Below are 14905 nucleotides of genomic sequence, written 5' to 3'. Positions count from 1 at the left end.
TCAATCCAAGCACGTGGACTAATGGTCGCCGATCGCTTCAAGAGATTGGATGCAGTAGCGATGCCTGATAGCTTATTCAGAAGCGTCCCCTGACGCCAACCTTTGCGCCCGCAGATGTCTCGCCGTCGCCTTCGATGTTGAATAGCAGACCGGTGTCAATCGACCAGCTCTCCCCGGTTTGCAGCGACAGGGCGGCCGAGAACGAACCGAAGAGGCCCGCCCCATCAAGGCCGGAGTATCCGAGCGTGCCGCCGAGTTTGGGTGTCAGGATCCTGTCGTTATCGAGGGTGAACGGCCGGGCGATCTCCGCCCCCAGGCTCACCCTCAGCTGCTCTTCGGTAAAGCCCTTGAGGTCGATCTCGTCGCCGGTGCCATTCCTCACCCCGTAGTCATCAACCGTTTCAGAGAAATAGACGGCCCGCAGCGCCGGCGTAAACACCGTTGCATCATCAAGCTGCCATTGCCCCTTGACCGCCGTGTCCAGCAGAAACCGGCGCGTGTCGAACGTGCCGTCAAGGGCAGTCGTGTCGATGGTGTTGGACGAGCCGCCATAGAGCAGGCTCGAATCCCAGAAGATGCCCTTGCCGAGTTCGAAGGAGGCATAGGGACCGGCCAGCCAGCCATCGCCGAACAGCTCCGCATCCTCGTCGGTCGGGTCGGTCATCCGGTCGTAATGGAAGGACACGCCGAGCAGTGCTTTCTCCGACAGCAGATAGTCTGCGCCAAGCGAGACCATGCCGAAGTTGCCCCACCTGTCGTCGTCGTCCTTGCGGCGGTGCATCAGGAACGTGCTGTCGAGCCAGATGTTGAAGGGCGAGGCTTCAGCCTGGTCAACCCCATCGGCCCTGTCGCGCGCGGCCTCCATTTGGGCAAGGCTGGTGGAAAAGCCGAGTGTGACGCCATCGGTGGAAGGTGTCATGCGCGTGGTGACCGTGTCCGTTCCTACGGCCATCCGCCGCCGGTCGAGCAGACCCGGCACCTTGATGGTCGAGGCGATCAGGTTCTGCCGCGTCCGCACGAAGTCACGCACGAGCGCATCGATCTCCGCGGCATGCCCGGACGCATCGAAGGCGAGATTGTAGGTCACGGTCCCGGTGTTGGAAGTACCGAGCGCACTGACCATGCGGAAGCCGACGCGCACCTGGCCGGAGTAGGCCCTGTTGGGCGTGAATTTCAGATACCAGCCAACCGGGGCGGCGACCGGACCGACCTGTGCCAATTCGCCCTGGATGATGGATGCCGTTCCGGCTTGGGCCGGCTCGACAAAGATCGTCTCGGCCGCTGTGAACGGGCCGCCGGTGGCGCCGCGATTGAGATAGACATCAGGCGGTGCCGATCCGGCCGGGACATCGACCACTTTGTCGGCGACCGTGATGGTGCGAGCTTGGACTTTCACGGTATAGCTCGCCGTTCCCGTTGCGCCGTTGGTGTCACAAACCTCGATCGTGAACGAGTAACTGCCTCCGGCGTCGGCGGCCAACGGGCCGGTCAGCTGACCGGTTGAAACGTTGAGGACCATGCCGTTAGGCAAAGCGCCGGATGCAAGGCGATAGAGCATTGGGCCGGTTCCGCCTTTGGCGGCGATCGGCTGGCTGTAGTCCTCGCCGGCCATGGCTTCCGCGAGCACTCCAGCGGGTGGCTCGAAGGTGAAATCGACTGGAGCCGCTGCAACCACGATCGAATAGCGCGCGGTTCCCGCAGCGTTGTTGGCATCTGTCGCCGTCACGGTGAAATCGTGGTTTCCGGCCCGGGTTGGAGTGCCGCCGATCGCGCCGGTCGCGCCGTCGAGCGCGAGGCCCGCAGGAAGCTGGCCCGATGTGATCGCATATCGATAGGGCGCGCCTCCGGCCGAGGCGGTGACGGTGATGCCGCTATAGGCGCTTCCGGCGGTTCCACTCGCCAGCGCACCAGCCGGCGGCGAGAAGGTGAGCGTCGGTGCTGTCACTGTGATCGCCACCGTTGCGGCAGGGGAGGTGCCGGCGGCGTTGGTGGCCACATAGGTGAAGCTGTCGGAACCGGAATAGCCCGGTGTCGGGGTGTAGGTGATCGCCAGTCCCGACACGGCGGCCGTGCCGTGCGCCGGCTGGGCGCCGACGGCCACGGAATTCGCTGGGCCGCCGGTGAGATCGAGCCTGATCGGGTTGGCTGCGGAGTTTGCTGCGACAGTCGCCCGCACATCGTTGGCTGTCGGAGCCTGGATGACGATGGCGATCGAGTAGCTTGCGGTTCCCGTTGCGTTGTTGGCGTCGGTCGCTGTCACGGTGAAATTGTAGCTTCCGGCCGTCGTCGGCATCCCCGAAATGCGACCGGTGATGCCATCGAGCGCAAGGCCTGCAGGCAGTGCGCCTGAAGTCACGGCATAGCGATAGGGCGCGGTGCCGGCCGACGCGACGAGGGTGACGTCATAGGCTGTCCCGACGATACCCTCGCTCAACGTGCCCGCTGAGGGCGAGAAACTGAGGGTGGGGGCGGTGATGGTGATCGTCACCGTCGACGCCGTGGACGTGCCGGTGGCATTGGTGGCGGTGTAGGTGAACCTGTCGGAGCCGGAATAGCCCGGTGTCGGGGTGTAGGTGATCGCCAGTCCCGACACCGAAGCCGTGCCGTGCGTCGCCTGCGTGCCGATGGTCAGAGTATCGGCGATCCCGCCGCCGAGATCTGGTGTGACGGGGTTGGCCGTGGAGTTCGCTGCGACCGTTGCGCTCACATTGCCGGTGGTCGGCGCCTCGACCGCAATGGCGATCGAGTAGGCTGCCGTCCCCGTGGCGTTGTTGGCGTCGGTGGCCGTGATCGTGAACGGGTAGTCCCCGGCCGTCATCGGCGTTCCCGATATGAGGCCGGACGCTGGATCGAGCGTCAACCCGTCCGGCAGCGTGCCGTTGACGGCGTAGATGTAGGGGGCGGTGCCGGCTGATGCCGCGACCGTGACGCCGCTGTAGGCGGTTTTGGCGGTACCGCCGGGCAAGGCGCCGGCCACGGGCGAGAAGCTGAGGGTCGGCGCAGAAACGGTGATGGTCACAGTCGCCGCATTCGACGTACCGGTGGTGTTGGTGGCGGTGTAGGTGAAGCTGTCGGAGCCGGAATAGCCTGGTGTCGGTGTATAGCTGATCGCAAGTCCCGAAACTGAAGCTGTGCCGTGGGATGGCGACGTCCCGATGGCCAGCGTATCGGCAACCCCGCCGCCGAGATCGAGCGCTACCGCGTTCGCCGTGGAGTTTGCCGCGACCGTCGCGCTCACATCGCCGACGGTCGGCGTCTGGACCGCGATCGCGATCGAGTAGGCCGCTGTCCCCGTGGCGTTGTTGGCGTCGGTGGCCGTGACCGTAAAGGTGTAGTCTCCAGCGGCCGTCGGCGTTCCCGAGATAAGACCGGACGCTTGGTCGAGTGTCAGCCCATCGGGCAGCGTGCCGTTGGCGGCGTAGGTGTAGGGCGCGGTGCCGGCTGCGGCCGTGACGGTGGCGCCACCATAAGCGGTCGCGGCCGTTCCGCCCGGTAGGGTGCCAGCCGGCGGCGAGAAGGTGAGGGTCGGCGCAGAAACGGTTATCGCAACGGTCGCGGCGGCGGAAGTGCCGGTGGCGTTCGTAGCGGTATAGGTGAAGGTGTCAGAACCAGAGTACCCAGGCGTCGGGGTGTAGGTGATCGCAAGTCCCGATACCGAAACCGTGCCGTGCGTCGGCTGCGTGCCGATGGCCACTGCGTCCGCCGCACCGCCACTGAGGCTGAGCGTAATCGGGTTCGCCGAGGAGTTTGCTGCAACCGTCGCAGTCACAGCGTCGGCGATCGGCGCAGGCTTCGGTGTGACCGAATTGGACGCATTGGAGGCCGGACCGGGGCCGATGCTATTAGTGGCCGTGACTTTGAATGTGTAGGCCGTGCCGTTGGCAAGGCCGTTCACGGTGATGGGACTTGATCCGCCGGTTGTTGCGGCACCACCCGGATCAGCCGTCACGGTATAGCTGCTAATCGGTGTGGTTCCGGTATTCACAGGGGCAGTGAAGCTCACCGTCGCCTCGCCGTCACCCGACGCAGCGCTGACGGCGGTAGGAGCATCCGGAACTGCGCCCGCGCGATTGACGACGATGTCGTATGTCTTCTTGGTGACGGCGTCCTGTGCCGTAACCACGATGCTTATGGCGTTGTCGCCGACTTGTAGATTGACGGGAAGGCTGCCCGGCGCCGTGATGACGGTCCCGTTGACCGAGACGACGGCGCTGGGATGTGCGTTGGCCGGCGTGACGGTGATGGCGGAAACGCTATTGCCCACCGAGACCGTGTAGCTGGTGGTGGCGGCGTCGAAGGCTGGGGCAAGCGTGCCGCTCGAAACGCCTATGTCCGAGAGGCTTGCGTCGCTCGAGGGCGGCGCGACGATCATGGGCGTGCCGCCGGTGAACCCACTGGTCATCTCGTTGCCGGCGCTATCCTTGATCCCTGTGCCGGTGGACAGGCTGAGAGCCAAGGTGCCGTCTCCCGAAACATCCGCCAGATGAACTTGATAGGCCGATCCCGATCCCGACACACTGTCAATCGTGCCTTGCGCCGTTCCTGTTTTCACCAGGTTGAACTTGCCGACGTCCACGGCCGTGACCGGTTCGGAAAACACGACATCGAATACCGTGCCCGTCGAAGCGGGTTTGATTGACGCGACCGTGGGCCGGACAGCGTCGATCCTGATGCCTGACGTGTCGGCAATATTGCGCAGGGTGATATCTGCGTCCGCTACGTGGTTGTAATCCTTGACCGTGGCGCCCTCGAGCGACATCGACGAGATTGCGATTCCGTCGTCGTCGAGATCGTTTTCGGCAACCGTGTAGGAAAACGTCATGGTGTTCCAGACATATCCGATCAAATTGATCCGCCGCTCGACAGCGCCAAAGACAGCCTTGAGTTGCGGGCCTCCGTTGCTGACGGCGATCTTCTGATCGAAATCTACGTCGAAGTGCAGCTTGGCGCCGATAGCATAGGTTCTTGCGGGCGTGTTGAGCGGTTTGACGGCGGTGACAACAGGCGTGCCGACGTAGGTATAGCCGTTCGCGCGCGTCACGGAGCTGTTGCCGACGGTGGTCACGGTCACATCGGCCGGTCCGGCCGTTCGAGCAGGTGTAGTGGCGGTAATCCGGGTGGCGCTATCGACGGTGAACGTGGACGCGGGAACGCCGCCGAATGCAACGGCGCTCACACCGATGAAGTTGGTGCCGGTTATGGTCACGGACTGTCCGCCGGCGGTGCTTCCGATGGACGGCGAGACATCGGTGATCGTGGGAGGTGCGGCGCGCTTGACGACCACCCAATAGGTCCGCTTGACCGTGCGGTCCTCGGTCATGTCGGTGATGGTGAGCGTGTTGTCGCCGACATTGAGTGGCACCGCGGTCGATGCGCCCGATACCGCGCTTACGCCGTTGATCTTGACCACCGCTGTGGTTCCGGCGGTGGACGGTGTCACCGCCAGGGTGGAGACGCCGTTGGCTACCGTGGCCGAATAGATCATGGTGTTGGTATTGAAGACCGGCTCGAGGTTGCCGCTCGACAGGGCGAGACCGGAAAGTGCGGCGTCCAGCGGGTTGCTTTTCGTTACGCAAACGACGTCCATACGCCAAGGAGAGGTCATCTGGCTATAGTTTATTGCTTCGACATAAATGCCGCCTAGGACAAGGTCTTGCCCGGAAAACGATGCGGACTCATTGCCAGTTACAACGCCGCCATCATAACTGGCCTCGATATATGAGGTTCCACTTCCGGCAAACGCATTGAAATACGCGCTCTCCCAAAAGGATGGATTGCGGATCAGATCGATATGAAGCTGGTCCGTCGCATGAAAATCGCTATTGGGGTAGGTCTTCGTGAGAAATCCGACGTCCTTCCCATTCAGATCAGCAACGATATTCTCGCACCCTTTCGACCCGGCGAACGCTTCTTCCGCTACCGCTACGAGGCCGGAAAGAAGGAAGATGAGGGCTGTCAGCAGCCGAATCTGATTGCGCCAAAACCGCTGCGTCTTTTCAGCCTTCGGCACAGCCTCCACCGGCGTGCCGATGCACTTTCGCTCGCGGCTGCCGTCAGACGGCATCGCATCGTGGGTGATGCCGCTTGCCACACGAACGGCTCGGTTGCAGGAGCGTGCGGACGTGGCCGATCGATAGCTTGGCATGACGGATTTCTCTCAACAAAAACCGCGCCATGGCAGACGCGCTTTGTGTTAGCTCGGAGAAAGTGCCGTCTTCAATTGTCGGAGGTGGGCAGACGTGGAAATGCGCACCACGTGCCAATGACCCTGCGTTTACTGCCAGATCGGCTGTCTCGCCACCACATCCAACGCTTGTCGCAGAGGTCCCTATCGCCCGATCAGGCCGATCCATTGTGACCAGTCGGTCGCCGACAATCCGGGTGAGGATTTCAGCAGGGCCGGATGGTGCGCCGAAAGATGGCGTAGCTCCCGCGGCGACAGGCCGAATTCGCGGCGAAATGCGCAGCTGAAATTTGCCGCGTTGGTAAAACCATGGGCTAAGGCGAGGTCCGCAATCGCGACATGTCTATAATCCGGCGATCGAAGGTTTATGAAGGCGCGCCGCAGGCGCTGCTGCGCCAGGAAAACCGAAAATCCCCCAACCTGTTCCAGAAGGCGGTAGACCGTTCGGCGCGACAGCGCGAATGTGGCCATGACACGCTCTACGGTCAGATCGGGTTCGAGCAAGTGGTCGGTTATGTAGCGCCTGACCGCGATCGACAGCGCATGGCCGACGCTCGCTGCATTGCCTTCGCTCGTCTGGCTGTTTATCGCAGCGCCGGCAAGATCAAGCAGTGGAGACAGGACCGCTTCCGCGTCGCCGACGGAGATATGATCCAGCTGCTTGTGAAGGCTGCCGAGCGTGTCCCTCAACAGCGAAACGAGCGGCATTTTCGCTGGTAGGACCAATTCATGATTGTCGTCCGGGCGCTTCAGGCGGGGGGCCAGCATCTGGCGCGGAATGACGAGGCTGAGATGCTCATGATCGATGGTGGATGTCGCGAGCGGCTGCGCCATATCGATCACATAGAGATCGCCAGGGCGGGCGACAGTGCCGGAGGTTCGACGGCTTCCGCTCTCACCGCTGAGATAGAACTGTACGAGATACCCATCCATGCCGTCCCGGGCGATTTTGTAACGGGATCGATCGAAATCTTGGCTTGTCGATCGGGTGCGTGCAACGCCGACGCCTCCGATCAGGGCGGCATCGACACTGGCAAAAAATGGGTCTTCGGTCGGCGCCCGAAGCCGCGTATCGAACAGTACGCCGATCGACTCACGCCACATCAGATGGGCGTCTTTCTGTCGCATGGTGGTCGTGTCGAATCGAGACCGTGGCAATCCCAAGGGCTCGGTATGTGTGTCCGAGCTTGCAGTTGATTCACATGACGAGTTCATAGACTTCATTCATTGCGGCGTGGGCTTGCGTGCAAGGATTGTGCACGCTCCGACGGGTTTCTAATGAAAGCGCAAGTTATTGAAAACTTCCGGCAAAGCAACCGCAGGCGGTGGGATCGCCAGAGGTTCGGGTCGACGATCGCGTGACCAAGGGGGTAAGGACCCACTGACGCGGTGCACCGGCACGCTTTCAACGCACGTTGGGGTGGTAGCAAACTGTGATCGTCTGTGAAGAAACTCTGAGTTTGTCCGCAACGACCTGATCAGGCTCGTAACCGCAACTGAGACGCGGAGGCGAGGGCGTCGAGTCGGTCTCCCGGGATGCCATATCAATGATTATCGCCAGGTCTGGAGCCTGCGGGTCCCCACGAAGAACCGATCGCCCCATGGTGACAGAAAAGCTTCGCGGGCGCGCTGCGCGAGCTTGAGCTTGATTGCAGGCTGATGGGCGGCCCGCCGCTCCCCGTTGAGAAGGGCGGAGGTCTTGCCGAACGCAACGGTTGGGCATTCACAACCTTAATGCGAAAATTCGTCGCGACAAAAACTAATCGTTGACGCGGCAATCCCAGTCACTTATAGATGCGGCATCGATCTTTTGCTTGCCGAGCTTTGTCTACCGCGCGATTGGCACCGCGCCTTAAGCGAACTTCCCTTTCAAAAACAGTCGGTTTCCACCTGCTCAGCATAGGCTGAGCGGTCCCTCACTCTATGCTTTGAAAGGGTTCATCATGACCACAGGCACAGTAAAATGGTTCAACTCCACCAAGGGCTTCGGCTTCATCCAGCCTGATAACGGTGGCGCAGACGCGTTCGTGCACATCTCCGCCGTCGAACGCGCTGGAATGCGCGAACTCGTCGAAGGGCAAAAGATCGGCTTCGAGCTCGAGCGCGACAATAAGTCGGGCAAGATGTCTGCTACCAATCTGCAGTCTGCCTAAAATTGAGATTTGCTTCCCTTTGACCACGGATGTACTGGCATTGCCGGAAGCAGTTTCAACAAGGCCGGGCGTTTCGCCTGGCCTTTTTTGTTCGCGACGCCGAACTAGTTGAGGTTCCAATGAAAGAAGCACATAGCAAATCCCGTCAGCAGGCGGAGATTGCCTTCATGAAAGTCCAGACGCAGTTCTTCTCCAAAAACAACGCGATGGAAGAGGTGGAATCCGTTGCTCAGGCCCGGGATGCCAAGACTCTCCGGCTTCGAGAGGAGCGCCTTGCAAAGGAGTTGGCCGACCGCTTGTCGGCGACACGCAACCTCATCGCCAAACGCGCCAACGCACGCTGATCTCTGACGCACTTACTATTGGGATACGAATGAAGAACGCCGGAAAAAACGACATATCCGACCGCCGAGCCGCATCGGCAGACGCCAAAGCTGCTCTCTTGAACGCCTACCGAGCGGCAAGGACTGCAGCAGAACCAGGGAGGATGGCAAGGCAGGCCGAGCGCGAAGCCCTTTCCACCGCTCGTGAAGAGCGGCGCGTTGAACGCGAGCGTCTGAAGCTTGAGGAACAAAAGCGTATCGAGACCGAGGCGACAGCGCGGCAGGCAGCCATTGACGCGGCAGCAGCCGCCGAAACCGAAGCGCGGGCGATTGCCGAAAACGCGCGTATAGCGCGGGTGATCGAAGATGAGGCGGTGCGAAAGGCCAACCGCGACAGGCGCTATGCCAATCGCAAGGCAAGACAAGGATAAATTTCTGCGTTGCGCCGCTACCCGACAGCATGGCGATGTCATGCGAGGAACCAATGAGTGGACCGAGGTGCTCGTCAAGGAACGGGCGCGCAATTTCGTAACCACCTTTGCTGACGTCCTTACCTACGACCGAGCCTGACTGGGAGCACATACGCTAGTTGCGATCGCCGATGCCGATGTCACGTTGCTTGGTTCTTGTAGCTGAGGGTCGGTTCGCTCATCCCGCAAAATTATTCGTCAATCTTTGAGCCACAGACAACGTGACAACCCCCGTGCAACGCCTTCGGCGAAGGCGTATCGGCATGTTCGGGCGAGGCAAGGCGCGTCTTGGCCATGGACGAAAGGGAATCATGATTTGCGTCCGGCACGGAATCCCCCTGGCGCCACCCAACGCGGCCAGCCTTCACTTACGCACACTTCCCGTCAGCCAGTCTGGCAGTCTGGCACGCAATTTGCTCCGGTTATCAAGAATGCGGCCGTTTCTTTCTGCCTCGGTCGAAAAGCGAGGGGCAACATGTAGATAACGGCGGCGGAACTCACAAAGAGCTCTGCGCCGATTTTTATGCATCCGCAGATCCGCCTAGACCTTGCGTGTCCGCGATCCGGGCGAGCGCAGCATCTTCGGGAAGCAGGTAGACCTTGTCGATCATTCGGTCGAGTAGTTCGCGCTCAAGCCGCAAGACCGGTTTTCGGCTGTCGGGCAAGACGTCTTCAAGATTGTCGATCATAGCGCGAAGCCGTCGAGCGATCTGAAGGTTGTCGGCGCCATAGATCCTGATTTCTCGACACGTCAATTGTACAAAGTCTTCCCAATCGGGCATTCGGTACATCACCCGCACGCGCCCCTGCGGGTCGCGGGAACTGCCGTCACGCAGATCGCGGCTACCGACACTGCGGAGCAAACGATGCAGTTGGTCAATAGCTAGCACAGCCGTCGTCGGATCGTTGATCGCTCTCGAAAGTGCCTTGGTCGCGATATCGACGATAACCCTGAAGGCAAAGGTCGGATCCTGTTCAATAGTACGCTCGCGCCCAAACGCAATACTGCCACGGAGGTCATTGGCCGGGATTGTCGCGGTTCCGCCGTAGAGCAGGAACAGCGGTTGGCCGTAAGAGACAAAGTCGCCAATCCGAGCGGCAAGTTCGATGACACCGTCAACCCTTGTTGCGCGGGTGGTCAGGAAATTTATGTCCACCGCAAGAATAATGTCCGATGTGCCGGCATGCGTCACCACTCTGTCTGGTACACCAAGTGAACCATACGACCGTTGTGTTTCGCTCGTCTCTCTTAGGACGTCAGGATACACCTCCTCGATCATGGCGAAGCCTTGCTCCGCGACGCGATGGATGATGCTGACTGGACGTAGCAAACGTGCTGAGTAGTCGATAAAATAGAGGAAGGCAGCCAACGACAACACGCCCAGTGCGCCCGAGATCCACACGATTGAGGGGGGTGGTGTCGACGTATTCACACGACTTATTACGCCGATCGCGAAGAGCAGCGTGAAGATGAACAACCCGACGGTGAAGCGAATAACATTGTCGCGCAGCAGGGTGATTGCGATGATGCGCGGCGTAAGTTGTCCGCTCGCAATTTGTATTGCGACAAGCAAAGATCCGAACGTGAAGACGATGAACGAAAGCGCGAGGCTGATGATTGCCTGCATAGCAGCGACAGTGCCCTCGACGCTTAAGGGCCACGGGGGTACCCATCGTGTCCACTCGTCGGACGCCATCACCATTCGGAAGAGAACTTGCTCGGCGACGAGTGCGAGGAAAGGGATGATCCAGAGCGAGGATCGCATGTAGTTCTTGAGCCTGTATAACCTGTTCCAGCTCATCTGATCTCTGCCCCTGCCTCCCGATAGAGTAGAGGCCAGCCCGTCAGTCCGAAACGGCAGCCCCCCGACATTTGTTTAATACGCTCGGTCAGGCTTTCATCGCGTCCGCACGAGTAGTCGCATGGGCGACCAGGCGAAGCCTTCCGTCGACAGAGCTGTCTCTAGCGTGCAGAGCTGAAGCTGAGGTCCCTCACGCATTCATTCTTCGTGCAACGTCCACCGCAAACCCAGTTCGGCAACTGTCGGAACCGACAGTTGCCGAGGAGTGGCACCAAGGGAGGGGAACTGGCATTGGCTAGCAGTTGTAGACATTCGCCGCACAACGTCGCGTGGTCCGGCGAGCAACGCCGGCCACGCTGACTGGCGTTAACGGTCGGCCAACTCTGGCGATGGCAGGGGTGACAAAGCTGAGGTCCGCTACGCTTGGCGTGTTGCTCGTCAAGTCGCCGATGCAGAGTACAGCGGCGAAAGCGAGCCAGATGATTCCGATGCGCTTAAGGAAAGTCATTTTCCATCTCCCATCACGAAGTTATCCGGCATTTCGCTCATTTTCTGCTTGAGGTCGTTAACGTCGGCCTTTTCGGCGTTTGTCGTGTTCTCGAAGGCGAAATCATCCGCGGGCACACCGTCCCCGGATTTCCAGTCCCTGATCTGGATGCTGTATTCCGGCCCTCCCTTGACCTTGCTGGAGGTGATGACCAACCGGCAGGGGTACGGTTGTTCGCCTTGTGCGACCCAGATCTGGAAGTCCACGTCGTCCTTGCGGAAGGCGAGTGAATCGCACTCCTTGCCGTTGACGAAGCCGCTTCCCAGGTCCTTAGCGTCATAGACGCCCGTCATCAGCTCCTCATATGAATTGGTCATCAGCAGGTCTGCGGCCGGCAATGGCAGGCCGTGCTTGTCCTTCAATTCGTCTATCAGCTGATCAACTGTCCCATGCATTTCTACCTGCGTGTACTTGTTGACGTTCTTTCCAAGGAGCGTGAGTGTTTTTCCGTCGAACAGGGTCTCGGTATCGACAAAACCGCCGGAACGGGTCGTATGCACCCGATCTGGCCGGCTAAGGTTCACGGTACCGGAGCTCGATAGCCCAAGCTTCTGGTCTGCGTTGGTGACGACCTGAAGGTTGGAGTCATAGCTGAACGACAGGGCCTTCTGTGCAGCCAGATAGTCCGACATGGATTTGAGAAGCTTCTTGGCTTCCGGGGAGTCAATAACTCGAATGAGTTCGACCCTTCGGTTGAGAGTTCGACCTTCAGCCGTCTTGTTGCTGGCAACTGGCAGAGTCTGACCGGCACCGGAGGCCATCAACTTGTCGGCGGAAATCCCTCGTTTGACCAGCGCTGCCTTGATCATCTCGGCACGTTCTTGCGAAAGGCGCTGGTTGGTTTCTGCATCGCCGCTCGCATCGGTGTGAACGACAATTCTCAAACTCCAGTCAGGGAACTTCATCAGCACGGCAGCAACGTCGTCAAGAAGCTGTTCTGCGCCAGCCCGCAAGGTGGACTTTGCTATGGCGAAGCGCAGGCCTGGCATATCGTACTGTTCTTTCGTCTGTAATGCCTGCTGCAAGGCTTCCCTGCTGTACTGCAAATTCGAGGCGCTCGTGTCCTGGGCCCAGGACGAGGCGCTTGGTGTCGCAGAGAGAATCAAGAGCGCCAACATTCCGCGAACGAAGCGTCTACTGATTGAACTCTCTGCGATAGATATCCTGACGATGCTTAGGATCTTTCCCTGCCCAGGCAGGTTGGCCGGCGCACTTGACATCGCAACGATCCTTCTCACTCAAGTGTAGGTTGAATTAGAATGCAATTGCGGCTAATCGCCTTCGGATATTTGGAACTCACGGGTGTCTGCGGGCTGCACATACGAATTATAGGATTCGCCATGGTCGATGTAGCAATGATCGCCCGAAGATGTATTTCTGCCAACACACAGAGCAGAGTATGAGCAAACGGATGTCGCCGCGTGTCCAAAGCAACGGTTTGGCTCTATGGTACATCTGCCGCATTACCGTGCAATTCATCCTATCTGATTAGGGAATTTGCCACTCTGCATGGGGCGGGCATTGTCTTGACGGCCGTTGACGAAGCTTTAGATCGCTCAAGCCCAAGCTGCCCAATGATGAGGGCCGCAATAAGCGTGGCTGTCACCGTCAATACGGACCTTACGACGACCTCAATCGTGATCATCCGTTCACCAACACAGTCACACCTCGAAACATAACGACGGTGATGGCTTGCATGACTTTTGCCGCACCCAGAAAAGTTGCCTTCTCCCGTCATCCCAGGTGCGTCCCTCAGAAACCGCATTAACAAATGCTCTGAAGCCGGCTCGGGAAATGGACCGGATCAGAAACTTCCTTCTGGAATGGGGCCAACAGCCCTACTCGATCTTCGGAGGACGACTTAACCACCGACGTTCGTGCGGACTGACTCCGCGGCGTTCCATTTGGCGGTGACCTGCTGGATAACGGAGATGAAGAGGGCTGTGGTGATCCCGAACATCATCAGACCGTTGGCAGCCTGAAGTGGCCCAAGCAGCCGCATTCGGCCCTGCAGCACAACGTCACCATAACCAAGCGAAGTGAAGGTTACTCCCGAAAAATACATCGCCGTTTCAAAGTCCGCAAATGCACCGAGCAATCTGTAGAGAAATGCCCAAAATGCGATCTGGACGATGTTGCCCATCATTAGCACCACCATCAGAATCGAGAATTGAAGGAAAATCCCGCGCAGCGGCTTAGGACCGAGCGGTTGCCGGGAGGCCTGGGCGAAGTAACGGGCTGCGAACACCGATGCCAGTACCTGAAATGCAAGACATGCCGACATTGCGAGCAAACCCAGAGCAATAATCGTGATCATGTCGGCGGATCCTCAGTGCGCGGCCTGCTCCCAATGGGGTCGTACCGGAGCCACTCCATGAGCAGTACGTAGCCAACCGCCAAGAGCACAGGGCCAACAAACAGCCCAAGAAGCCCGTCAGCGATCATGCCGCCAATCACCCCCATGAGAATGATCGGCATTGGAACTTCAAGTCCGCGGCCGAGCATCAATGGCTTGAGGAGGTTGTCGCTGAGCCCGGCAATGACGGTCCAGATCGAAAAGATGATCGCCGGCGTGGTGGCTTCCGTTGCAAGAACATAGGCTATGACAGGTAGTGTTATCAGCAACGCCGGCACCTGCACGATGGCAAACAATAGCACCGCGAGCGTCAAAACTCCGGCTGATGAAAGACCTATGGCGAAAAAACCTATCCCGATCAGCAGGGACTGGATGACGGCTACGCCGACTACGCCGACTGCCACACCTCGGATCGTCGCGGCGGTCATCGCCACCAGCCGGGGGCCTTGTGCCTTGCTGCCGGTAATACGTTCCAACAGGCGACTGGCAAATTCGGTGGCTCCTTCGCCATAGGCCATTAGCACTGCAGCGACTGCGAACGAAAGTACGAACGACAGTTGACCGGCGGCCAAACCGCCCGCGAACGACGCCAGCGAAGATGCAACCCCACCCAGCACTTTGCCGTATTTGGCGAGCGCCGCCGGCATATTCGTCTCGACGAGCCCCCATGTCTCCGTCAATTTCTTTCCGACCAACGGCAGGTCGGCAAGCCATGCCGGCGGCGGCGGCACCGTGAGGCTACTGTCTTGCAGGCCCGAGACGAACTCAAGTATAGAAGATCCAAGCGATGTCACCACCATAACCAATGGTACGAGCATCAGCGCGACGCTGACCAAACCGATTAATGTCGCCGACCAGCGATTGCCGACCCGCCCGACCAGACGTTGGTGCAGCGGATAGAGCATGACCGCGAGGATAACCGACCAGAGCAGGATGCCAGTAAAGGGCAATATGATGCGGCTACAGGCAAAGATCAGTAAGGCAACCAGTCCGATCTGAAGAGCTGAATCGAGCATTCTCAAGAGCGATGGGGGCCGCTCAGGGATTGTCACGTTCGGCTCCATCATTGC

General features: G+C 59.7%; 11 protein-coding genes. 4 read left to right on the top strand and 7 right to left on the bottom strand.

Annotation, left to right across the window (positions count from 1 at the left end; translation table 11 throughout):
* Positions 1-76: 76 nt before the first annotated feature.
* Positions 77-5605, bottom strand: a complete 5529-nt coding sequence (locus tag FA04_RS33595) for a putative Ig domain-containing protein (RefSeq protein ID WP_208870277.1) — start codon at positions 5603-5605, stop codon at positions 77-79.
* Between the two features lie 186 nt (positions 5606-5791).
* Here FA04_RS33595 and FA04_RS35755 point away from each other — a divergent pair, with 186 nt between their 5' ends.
* Positions 5792-6358 (top strand): hypothetical protein, encoded by a 567-nt coding sequence (locus FA04_RS35755; RefSeq protein WP_167550736.1) that lies wholly within the window; start codon positions 5792-5794, stop codon positions 6356-6358.
* On the opposite strand, the gene FA04_RS33590 is transcribed toward FA04_RS35755, so the two are convergent.
* On the bottom strand, positions 6329-7408 hold the full coding sequence (locus FA04_RS33590) for an AraC-like ligand-binding domain-containing protein (protein WP_156553154.1): 1080 nt from the start codon (positions 7406-7408) through the stop codon (positions 6329-6331). The genes FA04_RS35755 and FA04_RS33590 overlap by 30 nt on opposite strands.
* 719 nt (positions 7409-8127) lie before the next feature.
* On the opposite strand from FA04_RS33590, the gene FA04_RS33585 reads away from it, so the two are divergent.
* From FA04_RS33585 to FA04_RS33575, 3 genes are all read left to right on the top strand, one after another.
* Positions 8128-8337, top strand: a complete 210-nt coding sequence (locus tag FA04_RS33585; RefSeq protein ID WP_034806062.1) for a cold-shock protein — start codon at positions 8128-8130, stop codon at positions 8335-8337.
* 119 nt (positions 8338-8456) lie between these two features.
* Positions 8457-8681 carry a hypothetical protein gene (locus FA04_RS33580; RefSeq protein ID WP_064817087.1) on the top strand — a complete coding sequence of 75 codons (225 nt, stop codon included), beginning with the start codon at positions 8457-8459 and terminating at the stop codon, positions 8679-8681.
* A 29-nt stretch (positions 8682-8710) separates the two neighbouring features.
* Positions 8711-9091, top strand: coding sequence for a DUF6481 family protein (locus FA04_RS33575; protein ID WP_064817079.1), 381 nt, complete (start codon positions 8711-8713; stop codon positions 9089-9091).
* A 560-nt stretch (positions 9092-9651) separates the two neighbouring features.
* Here the strand turns inward: FA04_RS33575 and FA04_RS33570 are convergent.
* From FA04_RS33570 to FA04_RS33550, 5 genes are all read right to left on the bottom strand, one after another.
* Positions 9652-10932, bottom strand: coding sequence for a DUF2254 domain-containing protein (locus FA04_RS33570; RefSeq protein ID WP_034800509.1), 1281 nt, complete (start codon positions 10930-10932; stop codon positions 9652-9654).
* Between the two features lie 295 nt (positions 10933-11227).
* Positions 11228-11440: a hypothetical protein gene (locus FA04_RS36255; RefSeq protein ID WP_034800507.1), complete on the bottom strand. Its 213-nt coding sequence runs from the start codon at positions 11438-11440 to the stop codon at positions 11228-11230.
* Positions 11437-12597, bottom strand: a complete 1161-nt coding sequence (locus FA04_RS33560) for a DUF2092 domain-containing protein (protein ID WP_167550740.1) — start codon at positions 12595-12597, stop codon at positions 11437-11439. Before FA04_RS33560 ends, FA04_RS36255 begins: the two co-directional genes overlap by 4 nt.
* A gap of 743 nt (positions 12598-13340) precedes the next feature.
* A complete protein-coding gene (locus FA04_RS33555) occupies positions 13341-13796 on the bottom strand; it encodes a potassium channel family protein (protein ID WP_034800505.1) in 456 nt (151 codons plus the stop codon).
* Positions 13793-14902 carry an AI-2E family transporter gene (locus tag FA04_RS33550; RefSeq protein ID WP_234798840.1) on the bottom strand — a complete coding sequence of 370 codons (1110 nt, stop codon included), beginning with the start codon at positions 14900-14902 and terminating at the stop codon, positions 13793-13795. The genes FA04_RS33555 and FA04_RS33550 overlap by 4 nt, the downstream gene beginning before the upstream one ends.
* Positions 14903-14905: the final 3 nt, after the last annotated feature.

Source organism: Ensifer adhaerens, from assembly GCF_000697965.2.
Taxonomy (GTDB): Bacteria; Pseudomonadota; Alphaproteobacteria; order Rhizobiales; family Rhizobiaceae; genus Ensifer; species Ensifer adhaerens.
Note: the sequence above shows the minus strand (reverse complement) of the source record. Positions and strands in the feature narration are given on the sequence as shown.